Source organism: Cupriavidus sp. 8B, from assembly GCF_054589115.1.
The window spans coordinates 22,802-45,123 of sequence record NZ_BAAILO010000116.1; the positions used below are offsets into that span (position 1 = coordinate 22,802).

Genomic DNA, 22,322 nt, shown 5'->3' on the forward strand with positions numbered 1-22,322 from the left:
CATTCGCGCTTGAGGTCCCTTTTTATCAGTTGAAAGGTTAAAAGGCCAGCCGGCGCGCGTCGTGACACGGCCGCGCCTGCACGGCGCACATTTCGCGCACCTGCGTGCCGTGGCGCAGGGTCTCGCTCCGCGCGCGGTCTGGGAGCGCTACATGCCAGACGCCGGCGTATTTGACGACACGCGGCGCGTGCACCGCATGACCAACTGGATGCACATGGAACTGGCCACGGCATTAGCCCTGGGCGGCGAGTTCCGCCAGGGGCGGCTATTATGCCTCGACCTGACGCTCGCGGCGGCAGCCAGCCGCCATTCACGCGCTGGAGGGGCGCATCGCGGCGCTAGCCTCTCCTGGGTGATGGTGTCGAGGTGTGGATTGTCGATACGCTCGCGCAGCGCCTCAAGGCCACCGGTGAGCCAACCCTCCATGCGCTGCGGGCCCATATGGCCGAGCGCCGAAACTGGTGGCGGAACATTCCGGGTATCGGGCCCATCACGGCTCGCGCCCTGGCGCAGTTCGTCCGCATCCAATTTGAGCTGGCGCCTCCATGGGCCGTTACGGCATCACCGTCACCTACAATGGAGGGCCGGTGTGGTACCTCTGTTCCGCCTTGCCTGATTGGCTGCTTTAATAGCGATCCAGCATGGACGCACCTTTGAAATTTCGCTATCCTGCGCAAATTCCGGCGATAGTGCCGGTGTTCTGCGAGAGGAGCCTCATGGCAACGAAGAAGACAGCCGCCACGAAGACTGCGGCACAGAAACCGGCAGCGTCGGCGAAGAAGGCTGCACCCGCGGCCAAGACGGCTGAAGCAGCACCGGTAGCCAAGCCGCTGAAAGACACCTTCAACAAGTCGAGTCTGCTCGCCCACCTGGTCACCCAGACGGAGCTGGACAAGAAGACGGTGCAGACCGTCCTGTCTCACCTCGAGAACACCATCGTGAGCGCTATCCACAAGAAGGGCGCTGGCGAATTCACGCTGCCGGGCCTGTTCAAGGTGGCCGCGATCCAGGTTCCGGCCACGAAGAAGCGCTTCGGTAAGAATCCGTTTACGGGGCAAGACCAATGGTTTGCCGCCAAGCCGGCATCTGTCAAGGTGAAGGTGCGCCCGCTGAAGAAGCTGAAGGACGCTGCGCTCTAAGAGCAGGTCAAAGGGATGCAAAGAAAGGGGGCTGCCGCTCCCTTTTTTGTTGCTCTTAGCGGGGGAAGTCCTCGTGCAAGTTCATAAGCACCGGAGAGAAAATGGGTCAGCTTGGTAAGTCTGCGCGGGAGGTGTTGGAGCATGACGCAATTCTTGCGTTCGGGGGCCAACGCGGGGGTGACCTTGTCCATGGCTTCCGAGTTGTCCGGGAGAAACAGCAGGTTGCGGCGGTGTACTGGTCGGGCAATGCGCTTGGGAATGATGTTGAGATTGCCGTTTGTGAGAGCAGGCTTTCCTGGGAATACTCCTTGGCAGAAGTCCTTGGTTGGCTCGATATTCAGAAAGAGAAATGCTCTCGATCGTGCAACATTCACAAGTTCGGAAGCGATTGGCCGATATTTGGATTGAAGTTGAACGAAGTGACGGAATTCCTGAAGGGATGCATGCGGCTTCGTCGCGGATTTCTAGCCAACGAAGACTTACTTGAAATCAGGAAGCGTAGCTCATCGAATGAGCTGCGGGCGACTCTGGCGTCTCTTAGGCCCAGCACTCATAGCGCAGTCATCGACTTGGTTGCCAGGGCAAAGATCAGCACCAAGTGTTGGTACACAAAGCAAGATGGAACTGAGGCAGCACGGCCGCGAAGCAATCCAGCTTACTGTTATAACTGGGCCTTTGGTGAGCCCGGAGAGCCAATCGCTGTTTGCTTCTGGCACGCATCTATGGCCATCAGCGAGGGCCATATCGTTGTCGAGCAGAATATCCTCGCACTGGCTGACCGCTTAGAGGAAGTCACAGAAGACGAAGAGGAAGATCCGGAAAGCCGACGGCGAGCGCGCAGTCAGGGAGACCGCGCCAAGGACCTCGATGCAAAGCTTCGCAGGGCTTGGGATGATAAACAGCCAATTCGCGTCATTGTGGTCGATGGCCAACGTCGGCCGGCAGAGTCGCTCGGACGCGACTCTTCAACCGTGGCACTTCGCTTCTTAGACACAAATAGCTGGATTGTAGATTCCTATGAGAAGGAAACGGGGAAGGTGCGTGTCCGGCGTCTGTCTAGCGTTGAGTCCAGCATAGCGGTGATGTCAGACGTTGGGTTCGCAGATTCAGTCTTGGTGGATCAGAAACAAGTAGCCGAGGTGGTCGATTTGCCTGCGGATGCGCCGACCCTCAATGGTGCCATTGCACCATCACGGAAGTATGCGGATCAGCATTCGCTACTGGAAGGGGAGGCTGCGACTCGAGAGGTCACTCGTTCTGAGTACGTCAGAAGTCGGTTAGTGCGCGATGCAGTCTTACGCCGTGCAGGTGGGAACTGCGAGCTATGTGGGGTTGATGGCTTTTTATTGCCTAGCGGTGCCCTGTTTCTTGAGACCCACCATGTGATTCCGCTATGCGAGGACGGACCAGACAATGAACAGAACGTCGTGGCGTTATGTCCGAATGACCATCGGGAGGCTCACTATGGAGAGCGTGCAAACGAGTTGAAAAAGGTTTTGCTCGAACGGCTTGCGCTTTTGTGAGTGTGCACGTTGAAGTCCTGTCTGATCTGCGAGAGATCATGTGGATGTCATACATCGAGCAAATACGCGAGATAGCGTTGTCAGCGCCCAGGAGACGCCGACTTCAACATCGATCCTTGCGATTTGGGCGTCGTCCGCGCAGTAACACACGTTGTATTTGAGGAGGCATCAATGGACTACTCAGGGATAATCGCGTGTATCGGTTGGGGATCATTGGTCTGGAAGCCGGGTGGATTGCCTGTAGTTGGCGGATGGAACCTTGACGGCCCGTCGTTGCCTGTTGAGTTTGCACGCGAGCCTGGCGGCAAACGGATAACGCTCGTGATCTGTCCTGGCTTGCCGGCGGTACAAACCTGCTGGTCGCTTATGGACGTTCCTGACGTTTCAATAGCCCGGCAGCACCTTGGTCAGCGCGAACATCCGGCAGCCAGTTCGAAGTGGATTGAGGACAATATTGGCTATTGGGATCGTGCGGCCAACGTTTCCCATGGCATGGAAGGTAGTGTCATTTCAATGTGGGCTGAGCGCTTGAGGCTTGCTGGCATTGTATGGACGAGTTTACCATTCAAGTTCGCTGGCAACCCCCTAGTCATGCCGACTGAAGATGAAGTCATCGACTACTTGCGGAACCTTGAAAGTTCCGAGCGTGAAGATGCAGAGACCTATGTTCGAAAGACGCCCAAACAAATAGACACTCAATACCGGCGTCGAATCGAGCGTGAGCTAGGCTGGTCCCGCGAAGCATAAGGCTGCTGGAAGTGCGACAGCAACGGTACTGCGACGCAGGACGCTCAAGGATTGAACACGAAAATCCCCTCTGCGACCATTTTTCGGCTATTCGCTTGGGCGGCTACGCTCCGTCGCACCTCGACTTTGTGGCATTCTGCGTCGCGATAGAGTTCTCGGGTTTTCGCGGTTAGGTGGTTTGAGATGACGACCGGGATCCCCCTGGCAGCGGCAGCGCGGGCGCAATCTGCAAGCTCTTGTTGACGTTCTCGAGGGAAGCCTTCTGCAGTGTACTTCGTGAAGGAAGGCGCATCGTCCAAGTCGACATATGGCGGGTCACAGTAAATGACATCTCCCGGCACCGCAAGCTTGAACGCATCCGTGAAGTCACCTTGCACGATGACCGCATTGCTTCGCGCCCGCTCACTGAACGCTCGAATGCTGTCTTCCGGTAGCGTCGGGGCTTGCGCGGCCCGGCCCCACGGCACATTGAAATTGCCCTTTGCCGAGTATCGCGACAGCCCGTTGAAGCCAAACTTGTTGAGATATAGGAAGTAGGCGGCCCGGACGTCAGCGGGCGCCGCTCGGTTGAACGCATCCCGGACAGCCAGGTAGATGTCCTCGTTGGCTGCATGTTCGGAGAACAGCGGGCGTGCTAGCTCGATGATTCGCTCGGGACGCTGGACTACCTGCTTGTACATGCCGATGAGGTCTATGTGGGCGTCGAGCAGGAGATAGCTCGAGTAATCAGTTCCGAGAAACACGCTCGCACCACCGAGGAACGGCTCAATGAGACGATTGCCTGCGGGCAGTAGCTCCCTCAGTGTTGGCAAGAGTTGAGCCTTCCCGCCAGGCCATTTCAAAATCGGACCGACCGAGGTCGAAATATTGACAGGAGCAGGGGAGCCTTCGTGAGCGGCTTGAAGTCGAGGATGTTTTTGCATCCTCGGTATAGCCGATTTGCGTGTGCATGACGCGCACGAAAATAATGCGCCGCCGACCGTGATGGCAGCCAGGACGGCGAGGCGGGTTCAGCGGAACACTAGGCCTCAGGGCAACCAGCGGCAATATGCTGCTGTTCCTCAATCCTTTGCTGCGTTGCTGGCCAAGCCCCCATAGCGCCCATGTACTCTCGGCTTTGCCCGACGTGACCTCAACGAGTGGCATGGAAGTGCTGTGTCCCCTATATTGGCCAAGACCTACCCGCACGATCTGTCTATCGCGCTGGTAGTGGAAGGTGTCCAAGCACCGTAAGCGGGCAGGTCTTGTCGCGTCGACGTGGGTGAAAACTAAGCCCGCCAGCACCGCATACGCAATACCAAATGAGCCGCAGGTCGGGCATTCGCAGCGGACATGCTCGGGCAACGCACTACCGGTTGCAGGCTGGCAGCTCGGCCTCGGACCGTGCTTCTCTCCGGATGCCAGCCCCAACCGAAGCGCTATCACACATAGTCTCCAGCGGCGATTGAGTTGGGTTACAAACTCGACGCGCCCCTGGTGGCGCCGAAGAACCTGCCGGAGGACCAATATCGCACCGCGTACCAATCGTTCAAGCTCATCTGGACTCGCGTCGTGCACGAGCTCAATTCCGCCGACGTATTGGTAGTTAGCCGACGCAAGAACGGGTTTTTCCGAAAAATCAAGACAAGATATGTGGCATATCTCCGTGCTGTTACAAAAAAGTTGTTTAGAAAAAGTACCTCTATTATCAAGGGACAATTCATATTTATCCGAGTGGGAGAAAAAAATCGTCACGGAGGCGCTTGTAGCTTTATCGAGGAATCGGATATAAATATCTCCGTCCCACTCGGAACGAGTCTCTTAGATCTGAGTTATAACCATGGACGTCGCGTCGATTAGGGGGGTGCCTGTGCAGCGTAAATGTGGCTGTATTCAGATAATTAATATTTTATTGTAAAACTCATTATGCCAACTTATCAGTACTTTGTCGTTTACAACGACTTGAAGAAGCGCGACCAGCCGCGCCACCCAAAGAGATTCGATTTGTGCCCCATCACGGGAGAGGTCTTGGAGAATGTCGTGCTGATGGAGGCCAGTCCGGTATACCCACAGCTGGCGGATGGACTCGAGATTGGTGCCGTCTATGAGTACAAGTTCGAGGAATCATCTTGGTATCGCGACCGGAGTAAATCGGGCTATCACGTCGCGCTCTTTTGTGAGGCGCTGGTAAAGTTGATTACAGGTAAAGAACTAGACGGAACGTACAAGCCATTCGACTGGTGCGACGAGTTGTCGGGCTTGGTCGAGCGGCATGGGCCGTGGTCTGAATCGGAGGGGAAGGGGCCATTTTGGGAGTTTCTTCGTTTCGGTCTACGGTGTGTGCCGTTCGGGCCTGTGGCATGCAGGAAGCTGGCCGCGGACTTCGACAAGTGGGAGCCATACGCGTGGTCACTCGGAGATTTCCAGTTCTACGAGTTCTATCGCATGATGCGCAAGTGTTTTGGTTCTGTGAAGGAGAACGGTGCGGTGTTCTTTCCCAATACATGGTATGACGGGAACGGAAGGAAATACACGGAGCCCCGGCTCGGAAGCGACCCAATTGAGGTTGAGGTCTACGAGGTAGAACCGTCGCTGATATGAAATCTAGCGGGTACCGAGCACAGCGGTGCTCGCATTCTCAGGCCATCTGCGCTTTCAAACTGGTTTCTTGCCTCGCGGCTTGCTGGCGCGCTGTCGTGGCTTGGCCTGCCTCGTCAGCATCAGCGGATTGATTGTCGGCACGGGGGCGATGGTGTCCAGCCACGATTCCCGGCCAAGCGCTCGAAGCACCTGAATCAGTGTGCGTAGTGTCGAACCATTGCCGGACTCAAGATTACGTAGCGCACGAATGCTAATGCCGGCACGTTCGGAGAGCGTGGCTTGATCCAGGTTGCGGTGGATGCGATACGTCTTGAGATGCTCGCCAAGTTCGACTTCCCTTTCCTCAAGTGTCAGGTGTCGACGGGGTGGGGTTGTTGCCCGAATCATGGTTGTTCCAGCCACGCACGGATTTGCTGCTGCGCGCCTGCGTCGCTGATGCCCTTGTTCGAGTCGAGCAAGAGAAAGTGCTCTACTTCCTCGTCGTTGTCGCCATAGTTGTAGGCGCCATACACGGAGTCATCAATCGCGAGCCAGTTCTTGAGTCGCTTGCTATAGGCGTAGTTGACGATGACGTAAGTCCGAGCAGTGCCGATTCTCAAGTCTCCAAAGCGCGGCTTGATGTCTTTGGTAGTGCCAACAACTCGCTGTGCAAGCTCGGGTGGGAGATAGGCAATCACTCTTTCCATGGGTAGTTCTTGCAGCCAGGAGGTTGTGAGCACGATCTCCACGGCTGGGTAAGGCCTTAGCAGCTCGGCGAGCAACGGGGCGAACTCGAACAACGGACGGCCAGAATCGAGCGTTATCCGCCCAGCCTCGTCAATAAGCGCGTGCCCGGCGTGGAGAGTTCCATCGAAGTCAAGGAAGAGGGTGGGGGTGGTGCAGTCGCATATGGGCTTTAGGCCAGTTCCCGAACTCCTCGCGGGCAAAGCATTGCCCGGCATTCTGCTCCAGCTTGCCACATGGCCGACAGCATCGAGCGCGACGATCGCACTGGACTTCGGCATGACCAACATGGCGAGTCCGAAGTCGGTCAGCACTGTAAATAGGACCTCCGTGCTGATGGGCTTGCCTTCTTCGAGGTGGGCGAGCGCGTCGGTTGGGAGGCGCATGTTGGCCGCGGCTTCGACCTGGCTGAGCCCAATTGAAACGCGCTGCTCTCGGACGAGCAGGCCGAGCGTGCGAAGGTTCAACGCAAGAGGATTTGGATTGGTGATGACACTCTGCTGTCTAGTCATGCTGCTTCTTTGTCTGTGGAAATCGGGAAAAGGCCATGGGTAACTCCGCGGTATTCTCGCGTCATGGACTTCAGCGCCCTCCTGGTGAGGCATCAGTCATCGTCGCGCGGTGCACGGATGGGTTGGCCTGTCCCAGCCTTTCCAGTTCCGTGCGGTAGCCGTGCAGTTGATGGAGTGCCAGCGCGATTGCACGGGATCTCGAGTAGCCGCCTTCGCAGTGGATGAAAAGCGACGTGACGTCGGGAGGCAGGGCTTCGGTGAATGAGCGAATGGCTCTGGCTTGCTCGGCAGTGAATGCGTGATTGAGGCTTGCCTGCCCCTTTGGGGGAGAGGGTGGGGCTGAGAAAGTCGACATCCGCAAAACTCAGGCGCAGCACGTGCTCAAAGCCATCCAAATTTGCAGGCTGGCGACCAGGCGCGGTTATCGAGACGATGGCAGCCGAGATGAGACGTGGAAGCCTTTCCGCTTCGTCTCGCGACAGTGCGAACACCTGTCGGATGCCATCACCTGGCTGTCGATAGAGCGCGGCAACGACTTCCGCGAGTCGCCGCGTCATGGTTCCGACGAGCCCGAGGTGGCTGGCGCTCGATTCCCGTTACGACCCCAGCCCATTCTCCCAATCCTCAAGGTACGTTGTAACCACAACTGGCCTCGAGAAGTCGACATGTTGCTCTCTCGAGATACTTGGCCCTGGGTTGCTATCTGTGCTGCTACCACTGGAGCGGCGTCCTGATTCGCTGCGGGAGCCAAACCAAATCAGCGGGCGATCTGAGCGCGATTTGTCCTTTACATCCATCAAGGGCCGGCAGGACCAACGCGTGCCCATAGGTCCCGTCGCGCAATCAGCGACGGTGCGAAAGCTAGGAACGCTGAGGTTAGTGTTTCCATAAATAGTCTATTTTGGACTATTTTGTTTTGGACTGCAAGCCGGCAGATTCGTAACATTCGGGTTCGGCAATGGAAGAATCCATCTACGCGGAGACGTACGAGCTCTTGCTCATGTCATGACGGAAAGCCAGGAAAGTAGCGGGCATAACCCAAGCGGACCTTGCCGCGCGGCTGGATGTGACGCAGACATTTGTGAGCAAGTGCGAGCGCGGTGAGCGTTGGCTCGACGTTATCGAGCTTCGAACCTGGTGCATGGCTATCGGCGTCAGCAACTCCTAGAACCGCTGCGGTCGTGAACCTGGGTCAGTTGGCTAGGCTGATCAACCACGATCCCTATGCCTCTCTCAAGGACATGCTCGCACGGTAGGGTTCCTGGCGGCATGGTCGCTTGTGATGCAAGCACGGGCAATCTTCTGCCGCTTATGCACTACTGCTTTCCGGATTAGACGCGAGGAGTTCTTGTGCAGGAGCCAAGCGGTAAGCGGCAGAAGAATGCCGCCTATGGCGATGATCGTCGAACTATGGTCGCCGGCGCTGCGCGGATTTTCTAGATACGTCTAGGTGTGACGGAAATTTCTAGAAAAGATCTGCAAGATAAGCGGCCTTATTTTGTATTCTAAAAAGACCGACGCCAAAGGCCGACCGCTGCCTCGTTCTTTTGCCGCAGCCCTCGACCCACCACGCCGTGCTAGACGCATCACAGCGAGGAGGGAGTTATGCCGTCGGATGCTCAAGCTTCAAATTCGGAGCGTTCCTCGAGACCTCACGGCAGCCAGGGTGTGGAATCAGGCAAGCGCTCCATCACCCGTCAGCGCTTGCACCGCGGGCACTTCGCTTACTTCCGTGGCATCGTCCAAGGGCTGGCTCCCCGGCAGCTATGGGACCGCTACCTGGCGGATGCCGGAAGTGCCGAGGACGCGCAACAAGTACATCGCATGAGTGGCTGGATCCGCGCGGAACTCGTTGCGGCCGCGGCACGGGGCGGCGACTTCGCCCGCGCGCGGCTATTGCGGCTCGATCTGGCGCCTGTGGTGGATGGGCAGCTTCCTACTCTGGAGGACTTTGCTCTGGCCAAGGTGCTCTCGGACTTCAGCGAAGCCGAGCAGATTGAGGCCTACGAAGCTGCTTTCGGTACCGTGCTGACGCGTCAACGCCGGCGGACTCGCATGCTAGCCAGGCAATTGGACGCTATCTCGGAGCTGGAAGCCCAGATGGCATGGCCTGCACGGCGGGAAGATGGGGTCGAGGCTTGGCTGGTGGATTCCTTGGCGCGGCGGCTTATCGCCCAAGGGGTGCCGACCCTTGGAATGCTGCATGCCCGAATAGCTGCGGGCGGCACTTGGTGGGATGCCTTGCGCGGCATTGGGACCACGAAAGCGGCTGCGCTGGAGCAATTCCTGAGAGGGCATGCCAGCACGCTCGGACCGCTGCCCTCTATATATGAGGACGACGAGGCCGAGCCGGGAGAAGCGGAGAGTCGGGCGGAAAGCCAGGTGTCGCCCTGGATGCCGGGCGGACAGCTTGTTCTCCCAGTGGAGCTCGACGGCAGGCAGGGTCAATTCCGCGGGCCGCGCGAACGATGCCTGATCGGCGCCAATACGGATGCGGAAGCCGTGGCGGCGTGGGTCGCTGCGAAGGCGAAGGCTAAGGCGCATCGGGCAGGAAGGGCGACGTCGGGCGCGGGTGAGCGCCCGCTAACCTGTACGCAACTCGCCTATCGCCGTGAGGGAGAGCGGCTCCTGCTATGGGCCGTGCTGGAGCGAAGGAAGGCGCTGTCGTCTCTCACCTTGGAAGACGCCATTGCCTATCGGGGTTTCCTGATGGCGCCGCCACCCGAGTGGTGTGGAAGGCAGGCGCAGCCGCGCTGGAAGGCAAGCTGGCGTCCGCTGGCTGGACCGCTGTCGCCCCGATCTTGCGTCCATGCGCTTGGCGTCGTCGCCAATCTCTTCGCATTCCTGGTCAACCAGGGATATCTCATCGGCAATCCGTGGCGGGGTGTGTCGCCGCCTTGCGAAGTGGAGCGCGGGCCGGATGTCCGCCGGGGCTTCACCCACGCGCAGTGGCGGTATCTGAGTGAGCAACTCAAAGCGCTGCCACCAGGGTTGCCGGCCCAGCGCCTGCAAATTGCCCTGCACCTGCTTCACGACACGGGTCTGCGGATAGCCGAGTTGGTCGCGGCGACGTGCGATGACCTTACCTGGGAGAGCTTGGTCAGGCCGCCCGAGCCTCCGGTAGAGGGATGGTGGCTGTCCGTGGTCGGCAAAGCCGACAAGGTCCGCCGGGTGCCGGTGTCGAGTGAGTGGGTTGGCGGGCTGGCGGGTTATTTGGTAGCGCGAGGCTCGCCAGCAGACCCACGTCAAGCCGTGGGTGTGGCCCTTCTGGGTCGGCTCTCCAAGGGAGATGGCGATAGCGTCTCCGCCAGCAGCATCCATCGCCAACTGAAGCGCTTCCTTCACCACTGTGCGACGCTGCTAGCAACGACCGATGTTGCGTCGGCGTCCGCGCTGCGCCGGGCAAGTTGCCATTGGATGCGGCATACCCATGTCAGTCATGCTCTCGACGCCGGGGTACCGGTCCAGGTGGTTCAGCAAAACGTGGGCCATGCATCACTTGATACGACCACTCGCTACGTTAGGACGGAGGATGCCATCCGGCACGCTGCCATGCGCGAACTGTGGTCGCGCTAGATTTCGCACGTGATTTCGCATCTTCCGCTGTCCTTTACTCAGGAGGCGGAAAACCGATCAATACCTATAAAGTATGAATTGACCGGTCCGATTTCGCGAGGTGACTGGGCGTTCTGGAGCCTGTTTAGGACAAGGGAGCTCCGTTCCTGGTCGCTAAAGATTCCCGGGCTTTGTTCCAGAAATCCTCGTTGGCTCGGCTCTTTTAGCGAAAAATATACCGTGTAATTTGCTAAATGAAAAATATCGTATAGCGCGCAATTCTACTAATGTCGATTAAAAGCAAATGCGCATGATATAAATAATAATAGCTAACTCGCAAGCATCAGAATTCTCTCTTCTGGGGACGGCAGCGTTGGCTTAGTTGGCGCGTACTATACCGCTTGAGTCGGGATCGCTTATTCAATGCTTGAAGCAAAAAACATAGAAGAAAAAAAGAAATAGTCGGTCTTGCGAGCGGCTATTTTTGTGTCCTATGATTGCCGGGTGAATGAAAGGAAATAGGACGCAGACAACAACTGAGCGCCTCCCAAAACTAAGCCTAGCCCGCTTGATTGGTTGCCGCGCCTACGAGGCTCGTCTTGATGCTTCGGCCCGACGTCCGGAGTATCGGGCACGTTCGTGGGTAGGTCAAGGACTCCTCTTTGTCTGCGTTTACGGATATACCTCCGGAGTATCCAAGTGACTGCCACTTCTATTGTCCTAACCACCTCGCCCCGCATGCGGCTGTGTCAAGTCGCCGCTTGCCGCACTTTTCTGTTTCTCTTTTCTGGACCCCCATACGCTTCGCTCGCAGCCGGCAAAGCTGTGGAGCGTCGCCTCAGTCACTCTGCAGTTTGAGTGAAGGGCGCTCCATGTCCAGAACTCGGCGGTCCACCGATCGCGGTGCAAACCATCGCGCCCACGCTTGGCGCAACCAGGGGGTGCCTAATGCGGAGGGCCCCTCCTACCTTGAGCCTCGGAGATCGCCGCCGAATCAGGCGTCTCAGCGCGATGAATTCGCCGGTCAAGCCTCCGTGCAGTCTACTGCGCGGAGGCTTGATGGGCGCCCGACGCGGCGCGATCCGATAGGCAGTAGCAAGGGACCGCGGGGCATAGCGACGAGACCGCGTCTCCAAGGCAGGCGCGCGCCGCCCAGTGCGCCTCCCACCCCGCATCCTTGCGTGCCTCAACCGCGTGTCCGTCACAACTTGGAAGTCGTGCGCACCAATTCAAAAGAATACTTGCTACTGGGAGTTCGCTGTCGCCGGCGCCAAGCCTTCTGGGTCTTGGACGGCAAGCCGGTCGGCACAAGCCAGGTAGATCTGTTTTTGCAGGTTTGTCTGATATTGAACCAGACCTTAGGTGAAGGGGCTTGGTGGCGAACAGGCGATCCGTATGATGATTTTCATGCCCCCTGAACGCACGTGCCTAACAGTACGTCGTTGAAGAGCGCGAAATGGAAGGAGATTGATATTAGTCATTCCGAGTCTCTAGAGCGGGGTGATGTACCGTCGAACGAGGCCCATGACGAAAAACCGTCTATCAAAGCTCGCGTCGAAGTCTCAAATCGGATGCTGAATGCGACTGCCCAATATTCGCTTCCAACTTCATTTGAGATTTCCGGCCCATACGTGTGTTCGACGGGGAACGCACGTATGGTGGATCGCGGCCATAAATCCATCTTGAAAATCGCTGAATGGAACAGCATTTTGGAAGGAATCATTCGGAATTGCACACAGAAAGCGACTTCGATCGAAACGCCGGAGCCAGACGATGAATAGCCTAGATATCTCAGATGCGAAGAATCCTGACGCTGCTCAGGGGAATGAAAGAAGACTTACAACGCTGACCTACCAGCTTCCAGAACTCCCGGAATCTCCACTGGATATGGGGAGAGTAATATTGCTTGAGAGCGTCAGGGAATTCATACAAACGTCCGAACTCGAAGCATGGGAGGACAAAGAATCTGTGATTTTACGCGCGTTTCTTGCAACTCCGGAAGAGCAAGCATATTGCTACGACACGCTATCGGCAACGCGGCAGGCTTCAGTCGAGAAAGGTGTCAGAATTCGCGATCTTGCCGAAAATCAGGCGCGTTTAAAGTCCCTAGACTACTGGGGTCGCGAGCGTGGAGTGGCCGATCCGGCCAATGGGCGATCGCGCGACCGCAAGACGTTTGTCGCTCGTGACAGAGTGTGGCATCCACACAGGTCGGAAGTTGTTGTGGCGCCTCGGCATATGCGTGTTGAAGGTTGCTTCCACGCTTTGGACGGGCTGATGGCTGTGCCGCCCGATCACGAACATCTCCTGGAGTTCGATGACAAGGGGAATATTACTCGTGAAGTATCAGGCTATCTGACTCAGGTTCCTTTGCTTATCGTACCGTTTCCAGAGACGGTCACGCTGACCGATCTCTGTCGGGAAATCAGAATGCAGCTTCGTAGAAAGCTTGCGAAACTCCGGCATGAGGCCTTTTTACACGGATTGCTACCGAGCGCCAAGCCACAACTTGTTCGAGATGAATTGTTTGATAACAATGTTGTGACCCTCGTTATCACTGGCTTCGAGAAGCGGCACGCTGAATGTTCAAACAGTAAAGCATCAACTGATATTTGGATGTTCCTGCTACAGCTTGTAGAGGAAGGAATAAATGTAACGATGTGCGCGACGCCTTCGGTTATGTCGATGTTTCAGCATGATGATTTCAGGCTGGCGTTTCCGCGTGCCGCCAGATTGGTGAATAGTCTTCGACATGATTCCGCCGCAGAGTACATGTCATATTTTTGGGGTGTTATTGTGGGAGCCGATGTTCCTATGGACGCGCGTTTTGTCGAATATGCCGATGATGGTCTTTATCAGAGGGAGTTAATAAAGCAGTATATGGTCGAATTCAATCGATGTGTCAATAGGGATGGTCAGAGTTGGCAGGTTGCGTTAGATAAAACGAAGGAATCATTAAGCGGTGACATGAAACAATTTCAGTCAATTTACAGAAGTGCTTTGGAAACCGGGAAAATTAATAGTATCAAAGCTAATAAGTACTCCGATGAGCTTCCGTACGGGTTTGTGGGGCAGACTGTCCAAATCGCAAAGGAATTGGATTAGCCCGTGGAAAATCGAACGCAGCCTGACGGCCCACCATGATGCTCGTCCCACGCCATCAATTCGAGGCTGCGAGCAGCATAGCTCGTGGCATCCACATGGATTGTGGCGCTGTATTACGGCACGGTGAGGACCTGCATCCTGGTCTTGCCTTTGGTAGCGTCTCTGTCCCGCTCGACGTGCTTGCATCAAAGACTCGCAATGTCTACGGCACGGGCAAAGACCTGCTCGCACAGAGAACTTCGGGGTGGTATCAAGCTCTCGGCCTTCTTGCAGAGAGTGCAGCCAGTCTAGAACGAAGGCTGTTGACTGGCGAAGGGCGTGCACGCCAGTCGCAGCTGCCCGCGTGGGCTCGTGTACAGCGCTGTGGAGTGCGGGTATGTGTAGAGTGCGAATGGGAGATCTGGGCTGAATTCGGCGTATCAGCTTTCCTGTGGCCACATCTTGTTCCTTTTCTCGACGCATGCCCTTGGCATGGGTATCTCCTTTCAGAGCGCTTCCCACTCGCAACTAGGCCACCCGGCAAGATGCAGGGTAAGCCGGCACATCCCGACCAACTCGCGTTAAGCGAAAGCCTGCTTTCGTTGCATGCGGTACAAGACAAAGCGGCTATCACAGCGACATGCCGACTGGCGCTCGAACAAGCTGACCTTCTTCGCAACAATGGCAGATTCCGAGCCACGCGGTTTTGCGAAATGTTTTCTCAGTTCGCGGACAACCTTACCGTGCATCCGACGCTTCGGCACATAGCAACATATCCACTACGCTCGCGCGAGATCCTGCGTTGGATTGCAGGCGACAGTGCATTAAATCCCGTTTTCATCCTGCTAATGTGGATGTTTATCGAGCACCTGGGGCGAGATGAGGGATGGAAAGCCACGAGTATCGTGGCTGCTGCACAGCCTACTCAAAAACGGTCCTCCCGAATGCAGCGGGCCTGGCGAGGCAAAAAGAAACGACGATCTCCCGTTGACGTAAGAACCCCTTACGCAGTTTCGGATGCCCCATCTCTGTTTGCAATGGGTTGCACCTGTGCAGATGTCGCACGCCTATGTCGGATTTCCATTGACGCTGTTTACCGTTACGTCCGCAAAAACCACCTACGCGCTCATATCAATGCAGCGCAGCGAAGGCGACTGACGGTCGAGGCGCGAACTGTGTGGTTGCGCCTCCTTAGACGGTTCCCGAGGGCCGCTGCTAACCGCCTAGAAAGGATCGAGCCGCGAGCCTTTCGGTGGCTCTATAGAAATGACATTGTTTGGCTTCGCGAGCACTGGCCGGATTTACCAGTGCGCCGCCAGAGCAAACGAGCCGACGCCACCGCTCCCCATGGGCAAGACGCCGCGATGTGCGCGCGCATCCGAATGGCAAGAAAGGTCCTCAAAGCTGACTCATCCAGCCGTAGGCCTTCTCTGGCCGCATTGTGCAGACAGCTTGGCGTGACTGAATACGGCCTGCAACGAGCGAGACGATGGCGAAGGGTGGAGAAAGCAGTCAGAGATTACCTCGGATCGACGAACGAGTAAATGGAATTCGTCGAATTTACGTAACAATAATTAAGGTGCAGAAGATGCAGATCTGGAAGCCGAGGTTCGGTTTTTTGCTAGGTATCCAGCATAGAGAACTTTATGCTTCTGTTGTAGAAAGAATTATGGAGTCTGCGTCAGCAGACTTTGTTAAGTCAAAAGGATATATTCTTAATAATTCTCGTAAAAACGTTGCGTTATGTGCAAGCCTTGCAAAAGATATAGAACCGATTAGGCACCTTCTTCCTCCGCTGGAAGATATCATCGAAAATCACAGTATCTATCCATTGATAGCGCCGTTTATGGGTTCAGCGACGGCGGCTCTTCTACATCGAAGAGTGACGGACAAGGTGGGTAGAGACGTCCCGCTGTACAAAACCAACGTGGCCAGATTCTGTTCGCTTGCGATGGAGCTTCGCATATGCCCAAAATGCGCAGAGGAGAGTATGGATGCAATTGGAACGGTCGTATGGGATAGAGAGGCGGCTGTCATTGCAAATGTTGTCTGCGAAAAGCATGGTTGCCCCTACGCTAGCAAATGCGATAAATGTGGCAACGGATTCAAACTAGAAACATTTGGAGGGCGACCCAGACCGAATTGTCCTTGCGGTGGAAAAATGACGAGTGACGTCGAGGAGGGTTTGATAGGCGTTGCAAAACTTTTGGCCGACGACGTACATAGCATATTTGAAGGAGCGCTTCGCGGGCTTTCATCCGAAGCTCTGCTGACATTGATGAGAAAGTCTGCCAGGGATATGGGGATGGCAGGTAACAGCACGGGCCATCTTTGCAAGAAACTATTAGACGAGGCTTGTCTATATGATTTTGTCTGTCAAAAGCTTGATGCGCGTGGATGCACGTCAATCACGCTACAAGAAACGATGGCAGGGAGATGGTTTTCTATAAACCCAATAATGAACATAATCGCACTTCAAGTCATGTTGGGTCCGATCAATACCATTAAAGGCATCGTAGAAAATAATTTAGGTCATCTTGCCGCCATAGAGGAATTTCAGGAGCCTGTGTCCTTGGCAGCGAAGAATCTCATGGTCGCCATATCAGAATCATATCCAAACATTTACCCATGGATGTTTCAACAGAGATTTACCCGCGCATATCAATCTCTGTTGGCGCATGAGCCTGAATTTGTGATGGAGGTCATGGATCGTCATAAAGAAAAATCAATGGAAGATCGTCGTGACGTAAAGGATGAGGCTTTGCTGAAGCAGTTGAGAGAGCGACTGGAGGAGTTGAATCCCACCACTGTCAGAATTTCTGCGCACACGCTTCTTGCCGGAATCGCGAGAGGCGTAATTATGCGCGGCAATTATATCCGTAGATATCCGAAATCTATAGAGTTTATAAAAAACAATGAAGAGACCGGTATGGACGGGGTTAGAAGAAGAATAAAGCGCTTTGCCATGCACCATCCAGACTGTCTCGATGATGTTCTAATAAACGTCTTGGATTATAAGTTTTGCTCTTTGTCAAAAAGTACATTGCTGTCTTATTTGAAAAAGTTAAAGGAGAGGATTGAGATTAATATTGGAGGGTAATGGAGGTGTTTAGGCTAGAAATTTCAAATTTATGAGGATCCGGTAAGATATGAGGCTCTGTATCGAAACGTTCCAAGAATATTGCGTTGTGGCGCCAGAATGGGGTTGCAGTGGAAGGGATAGACTCGGCGTCCAGACTGGAGTGGCCTTTAATAATGCTCTCTATGCGGCATCCCAAGGAGACCCAGCTCGGTTCTCGGCCAGTCTGCGTGGGCCGAGCGATTTATTGGCAACAACGCTGGACGCCGCGTTGCTCGATCTTCTGCTGAAAACAAATCCGTTTGTCTGGGAGATCCGATGCCATTATCCTCTTTGCGTCAGGGGTAGGGCAGGGCCTCTCATCATCGAGCGCATGGTTACGGTTGAGCGAAGTGGATTACCAGGTGTCCCGCATTTGCATGCGGTGATGTGTTCTCATACCGATTTTCAAAAATTTAAAAAGCATTTGGATAGAGAGGGCGTTTCTTCTGAGGTCTTCGATGCGAGTTCCATTTCCCCGCTTCAGATTCAGAACGCAAGCTTCAGTTATGGCGTGGCGAGAAGGATGAATATTCGTGAGCCAAAGACGCGGGAATGCGCAGCGCGTCTTGCTCAGCGGATTTATGAAAGTGATCGGAGAAGCGTGCGTCGCAGAGCTTTGGGTGCCGACAGAAAGTATAGAGAATGCACCCTGGATCGTCTCTTAACGCGCCTCGCGCGAAGAGAGGGAATGACACTTGCTCACACGTACGCCCTGTTTGGGGTCGCAATGATCCTGGGCTTCGTGTGTGTGGCTCCTGGTCACGAGCTGAACCCTCTGACACCGCTCCGGCTTTCTTTTCCCCTCGTGCGAGCTCAAGCGTGATTTCGTATCGTCAAATACCTAATAATTCGCGATGACAAATAAATTAGTACCGTTCGAAACCTACCAGTGGCGATGTAAGGATAAAGTCATGAATCTGCGATACATGGCCAGTGATGGCCACGGAAATTGTTCGTTTTATGACTTGGAACAGAATCGACGAACTCGATCGCAGAAATTCACTATCGAGCGCGAATCCAAAGTTATTCCGTTACTTGGTAAAGATATCACCTTATCGGCGGACTCTTGGAGGGACAGCCTCCCGGACGAGAGCGAACTTTCGGATGAACGAAAAGAGGCGAGAGCTGCGCGTTGGAATAAAGTCGAAAGAGTGTTTCGTAGAAATAGCAAGGAACCTGAAGATTCACCAGTCTTTACAGATGATATTTACTTCAGCTCATCGTTATTTAGAAAAATGATGCGTCAGGAAGCTAAGCGTCAAGGTTTGGAGAGCGCCTCTGGGCTATACGTGCTCTTCTGGACATGTATTACGTATGGTGTTGATGAGTACGCGTTGACCGATCACTTTAACGCTTGTGGCGCTCCGGATATGCCACGCTCTACGCGCGAGGAAGGTGAAAAAACAGGGAGAAAGTCCGCTGGATTTTTTAGAGATCCTGAGACGTACACTGCCGACAACAGGTTCGGTCGATTCTGGCGCCGTCGAACAATCTCAGCCATCGTAACTTCGATTGCATGCGACCCTCGTTCAGCACGAAACCTATTCAATAGCGCTGCGCAATTTGGGGACCTAATGCTTGGTGGCTTCTGCTTTGCTGGAGGAGACCTGTCAGTTCGCGAGCGCCGAAAGATTCCTGCGGCGCAGATCCCCGAGCGGCGCACCCTTGGACGCCAAGGTATGAATATTGTCCGCGGTCTGGCTGCGGAAATATCTCCGTTGCTGAGCTGGGCGGCGAACAGCCCAGCAGGGTCGTCGACAGACATTGCGTTAGGGGACGAAATTATCGCGGACATGGACGTTACAGATTTCAAATATTTCCGAATAGCTTTTGTGACGGACGACGAGTCCGAGATGCGCGATTTGGGCGTTCCCCGTGTTGCGCTTGGCGTTGTTCGAGGGAGTGACTATCTTCTCGGTTATTACCCGACGATTGGATACGAACGGACAGACGTTTACCTTTACTGCGCGCTATCTATGCTCACGAATAAGACTGCGAGGCTTAAAGAGCTGGGTTTTAACGAGCCTCTAGCAGGTATGGAAAGCGGAACGGTAGATGGCATTTTTGCAGACGGCGGGCCGGGGTCATCGAAGCGTGCGAAGGTATTCACGCTTCGTGACTTAAAGGTGGATCACGTCAAAGCACCGCCTTATTACCCGCAAGGCAAGGGGAACGTCGAGGGCAGCAACTATCGGCTAAAGGGGCGTGTTTATAGCAATCTGCATCTTGCAGAAGATGTTATCGAAGCAGTACTGAATAGGATCGGAGAGATGCCCGTCGAGCAGCGTTTATCCTTACGGCATGGACAAGGCTTGAGCCCCGCGTTGAAGCGACGCGAGAAGGAGGGGATCATTTACCTCCGCGAGCGGGTATTTGAGCAGGTATTGGTTGAGGCCATCAATGAGCACAATCTTGCGGTGCTCACGCAGAAATCTGCACTGACGCAGAAGATGTTGGCTAGACGGCACGCGCCGACTCGTATAGAAGCTTTTCGCGAACAGATGGAGGCGCGGCGGGGAGATAGAGCATATGAAAGGACTGAGACCGAGATCCGCAAGGCAATCTTGATGTCGATGAAGATGACTGCGAAGGTCAAACAAGGCCTGGTTAATGTGAAGGAAGGTCAGTATGGTGGGAAGGACAACATGAATCATGAGAATGTAAAGACTCTCATGGAGTGGGAGAGAGCTCAACGTCTCAAGGAAAACTTGAACGACCGCAAGGCAGTCAACATCGAGGTCACTCCCGCCCCCCATGGAAATGTCTTGCTCTGGCACCTAGAAGGTCGTGAGCCCTTGGCGCTACCACCGACTAAGGCCTTCTGCAGGCGTGTCGGGGCAGATGCAGATCGTACAAGGGTGGTAGCTCTGCATCAGTGGGCGCACGTTGACATCGCCAATGAAAGGAAGAAGCAAGCGGACGAAAAAACATCGCGCGTGAAGAGGTATAGCAAGGAGGCGATGGCTGAGAGCGACAGAATCAAGCGAAGCAGGGGCTTTGACCCTACGGCTCCTGCGAGGCCTCGATCTCCAGCGGCGAGAACGCATCGGAGGAACGAAGAGCAGGAGCAATTCGAGCGAAATGCCGCGGCGTCAGGAGTCGAACCCGCGATGGCGCCTTCTACCGTATTTAATGACGAGTCATACTTTGCGAAAGGGCTAGACGAAAATCCTTACAACCTTTCAGACCTACAGAAGCACCTCCGAAGGTCCTCGAAGTGAGGGGCCAGGCGATCCACACGGAGTAGCCCAAAGGTTCGCGGTCTTTGAGCTGGCATACCTCGGCAGTGGGCCACCACGTTGATGCTCGTATGGGCCTTGCCATACTTTATTGACCTGTGTCGCCGCTTTCAGAACTCACAGCTTTCAGCCAAAGTAGGCTTGCTGATGACGTGCCGAGCATCTGGGCGTCGATGTCATAACTTATTGATAATTCTAGGTTATCGGGATTTGCTGAACATTATGTGCTGAACATTATTGCCGTTGGGCACCATTTTTGTTTGCGTCGGTAACAAAGCCTGGAAAGGCGGCTGTCGAAGTTTGGAAAATTTGGCGTGGCTACCCTGGAAGCCGCGCCAGATAAGGATTTTCCAGACTTTGGCCGAGCATACGGTGCTCGTATGCGCGCGATCTGCCTGTCCATTTGGCGCCAGACCTCGCGCAAAGACCCAGCTAATCATTCTTTAGGCAGTTCGCCTGCTTCCGCCCCTCAAATATAGGCCATTTGTACGGGGGCGGCAAAACTGGGCCGAGTTGGACGGGATCACCCTAGAAACCTGTCACTTGATAGCGGCTTTCATTGCCGCGAAGTCACCCTGGGCGTCTGCCACGACCCGACCAAGTCTTTCCCGTATGCGGGTCCATGAAGAACTTGTGGCTTTTGCTGAGAATAGCCCGTTGATTAGGCGTGTTCGTTCGTAGCCATAACCGCGACCTTTGTAAAATCCACAGAAGTGGATTTTTTCAACCGGCTCGAGCAGAGAGTACAGCTCCTCAAAGATTCGTGTATGAAGCGCATATACGGCGTTCGCGAATCCTGTGGTCTTCGCTACGATATCGTCGATTCGCCTCCCGCCGTTGCTACCCATGTAAGAGACGACCTGCGTTTGCATATCTAGGTGACACGTGCCCAACGAGCCATGCGTAAATGCAGTTCTGAGCTCGCGCAGCTCGGGAAACCAATTCTCGTACGCAGTTGCAAGCGCGTCTCGAATACTCTCCGGCAACCCTGCATCGTATGATCCGTCTTTAGCGCGAGCAAACAGTCTCGCAGTCGACTTCTTTTGCAGGCTGAGCTTGCCGTCGTATAGCCAGTAGAGCGAGTCACGAACGCCGTCGAGCACCGAGTAGAGTTCGCAGATTAGGGTTTCGAATACGGCAGCCACTTCCTGCGATCGAGCTCCCGGCGTATAACCGTTCGCGTGAAGTTCGGCCACATCCTCGGTCAAGGTTGGCAGCAATCGATTTGCCAACGCCGCCAAGACGTCGTACTTGTGCGTGTGGTCAATGACGGTTTGTATGGCATGTTGTGCCTTTCGTATACCATCCGCATCCGTTGTGAACGGACGCCCGAGGAAATGTTTGAACTTGCCCGCTGCGGTCCAGTGCTCTGGGGCGAAGGCTAAGAGAAGTCTGTCGTGGCCGGCGATTTGCATTTTGATTTTCGACTGCGTCGCGCAAGGACACCCGAGGGGGCGGCACATGGTGTTCACATTGCCACGAAGCTAGGTTGCCTCTTCCATGTCTCGGAAACGCGGCACCCGTCAACGCCCTTGCTCCCGCAAATGTGCCCTCCAACGACGCGGAGGGCGGTCCATATGTAGTCGACGTTCTCTCGGCCCGGGGGTGGGGTGGCGCAAACCGACCCTCTCCAGACCCTTGGCCGAGTTTTGCGAACGTCTCTACCCAATTCAAAAGCGGCGGCTCCGGATTGCTCGAAGCGGAGCAAACGGCTGGGGTCGAACACTTGTTGGTACCGGCCATGTTCACCAAGAATAATCCTGCCGCGGACATTTCCGTGCGGATGCATCGGCACCGCTAGGTCGTTCCCGACGCGAACCGGCGTCACGCAAAGCATCGTCATCGAATCGCCGTCTGCGAATCCGCCGCTCGTCGTTCTCTACCGAGCCTCACGTAAAGCTTCTGGATGTAAGCGCACTAGAAAACGTTCGATGAGGACCCCCGCGAGCTATGTCGCCAGATAAAAAAACGCCAACCCGTTTTGGGTTGGCGCTATGTTTGGGGCGTACTACTGGTATCAGAACTGGTTCATGGTGTTGTCTTTACCTGCCGCTTTCAGGGCTGCTTCGCCGCTGAAATACTCCTTGTGGTCGTCGCCG

General features: G+C 55.2%; 15 protein-coding genes and 1 pseudogene. 12 read left to right on the forward strand and 4 right to left on the reverse strand.

Annotation, left to right across the window (positions count from 1 at the left end; all coding sequences use genetic code 11):
- The first annotated feature begins 348 nt into the window (after positions 1-348).
- From ACYP5B_RS12575 to ACYP5B_RS12590, 4 genes are all read left to right on the forward strand, one after another.
- On the forward strand, positions 349-657 hold the full coding sequence (locus ACYP5B_RS12575) for a phage integrase family protein (protein WP_459569847.1): 309 nt from the start codon (positions 349-351) through the stop codon (positions 655-657).
- Between the two features lie 59 nt (positions 658-716).
- Positions 717-1,139 (forward strand): HU family DNA-binding protein, encoded by a 423-nt coding sequence (locus ACYP5B_RS12580; protein ID WP_459569848.1) that lies wholly within the window; start codon positions 717-719, stop codon positions 1,137-1,139.
- Between the two features lie 101 nt (positions 1,140-1,240).
- Positions 1,241-2,662: an HNH endonuclease gene (locus ACYP5B_RS12585; protein ID WP_459569832.1), complete on the forward strand. Its 1,422-nt coding sequence runs from the start codon at positions 1,241-1,243 to the stop codon at positions 2,660-2,662.
- Positions 2,663-2,833: 171 nt separating this feature from the next.
- Positions 2,834-3,409, forward strand: a complete 576-nt coding sequence (locus tag ACYP5B_RS12590) for a hypothetical protein (RefSeq protein ID WP_459569833.1) — start codon at positions 2,834-2,836, stop codon at positions 3,407-3,409.
- Positions 3,410-3,453: 44 nt separating this feature from the next.
- Here the strand turns inward: ACYP5B_RS12590 and ACYP5B_RS12595 are convergent, their stop codons facing one another.
- On the reverse strand, positions 3,454-4,332 hold the full coding sequence (locus tag ACYP5B_RS12595; protein WP_459569835.1) for a DNA adenine methylase: 879 nt from the start codon (positions 4,330-4,332) through the stop codon (positions 3,454-3,456).
- A 982-nt stretch (positions 4,333-5,314) separates the two neighbouring features.
- On the opposite strand from ACYP5B_RS12595, the gene ACYP5B_RS12600 reads away from it, so the two are divergent.
- Entirely contained in the window at positions 5,315-5,989 is a 675-nt protein-coding gene (locus ACYP5B_RS12600; RefSeq protein WP_459569836.1) for a hypothetical protein, read from the forward strand.
- 54 nt (positions 5,990-6,043) lie between these two features.
- Here the strand turns inward: ACYP5B_RS12600 and ACYP5B_RS12605 are convergent, their stop codons facing one another.
- On the reverse strand, positions 6,044-6,376 hold the full coding sequence (locus tag ACYP5B_RS12605; protein ID WP_459569837.1) for a helix-turn-helix domain-containing protein: 333 nt from the start codon (positions 6,374-6,376) through the stop codon (positions 6,044-6,046).
- On the reverse strand, positions 6,373-7,224 hold the full coding sequence (locus tag ACYP5B_RS12610; protein WP_459569839.1) for an HAD domain-containing protein: 852 nt from the start codon (positions 7,222-7,224) through the stop codon (positions 6,373-6,375). The genes ACYP5B_RS12605 and ACYP5B_RS12610 overlap by 4 nt, the downstream gene beginning before the upstream one ends.
- Positions 7,225-8,245: 1,021 nt before the next feature.
- Between ACYP5B_RS12610 and ACYP5B_RS12615 the strand changes: the two are divergent.
- The 7 genes and pseudogenes from ACYP5B_RS12615 to ACYP5B_RS12645 all read left to right on the forward strand — a co-directional run.
- A pseudogene (locus tag ACYP5B_RS12615) lies at positions 8,246-8,392 on the forward strand (helix-turn-helix domain-containing protein); the annotation flags it as partial.
- A 500-nt stretch (positions 8,393-8,892) separates the two neighbouring features.
- Entirely contained in the window at positions 8,893-10,800 is a 1,908-nt protein-coding gene (locus ACYP5B_RS12620) for a phage integrase family protein (RefSeq protein ID WP_459569841.1), read from the forward strand.
- Between the two features lie 1,752 nt (positions 10,801-12,552).
- On the forward strand, positions 12,553-13,884 hold the full coding sequence (locus ACYP5B_RS12625; RefSeq protein WP_459569842.1) for a hypothetical protein: 1,332 nt from the start codon (positions 12,553-12,555) through the stop codon (positions 13,882-13,884).
- Positions 13,885-14,900: 1,016 nt separating this feature from the next.
- Positions 14,901-15,407 carry a TnsD family Tn7-like transposition protein gene (locus ACYP5B_RS12630; RefSeq protein WP_459569849.1) on the forward strand — a complete coding sequence of 169 codons (507 nt, stop codon included), beginning with the start codon at positions 14,901-14,903 and terminating at the stop codon, positions 15,405-15,407.
- Positions 15,408-15,451: 44 nt separating this feature from the next.
- Positions 15,452-16,963, forward strand: a complete 1,512-nt coding sequence (locus ACYP5B_RS12635) for a hypothetical protein (protein WP_459569843.1) — start codon at positions 15,452-15,454, stop codon at positions 16,961-16,963.
- Between the two features lie 226 nt (positions 16,964-17,189).
- The gene (locus tag ACYP5B_RS12640) at positions 17,190-17,807 is read left to right on the forward strand and encodes a hypothetical protein (protein WP_459569844.1); all 618 of its coding nucleotides are present in this window, start codon (positions 17,190-17,192) and stop codon (positions 17,805-17,807) included.
- An 88-nt stretch (positions 17,808-17,895) separates the two neighbouring features.
- Positions 17,896-20,205, forward strand: a complete 2,310-nt coding sequence (locus ACYP5B_RS12645) for a hypothetical protein (RefSeq protein WP_459569845.1) — start codon at positions 17,896-17,898, stop codon at positions 20,203-20,205.
- Between the two features lie 557 nt (positions 20,206-20,762).
- Here the strand turns inward: ACYP5B_RS12645 and ACYP5B_RS12650 are convergent.
- Positions 20,763-21,638 (reverse strand): hypothetical protein, encoded by an 876-nt coding sequence (locus ACYP5B_RS12650; RefSeq protein ID WP_459569846.1) that lies wholly within the window; start codon positions 21,636-21,638, stop codon positions 20,763-20,765.
- Positions 21,639-22,322: the final 684 nt, after the last annotated feature.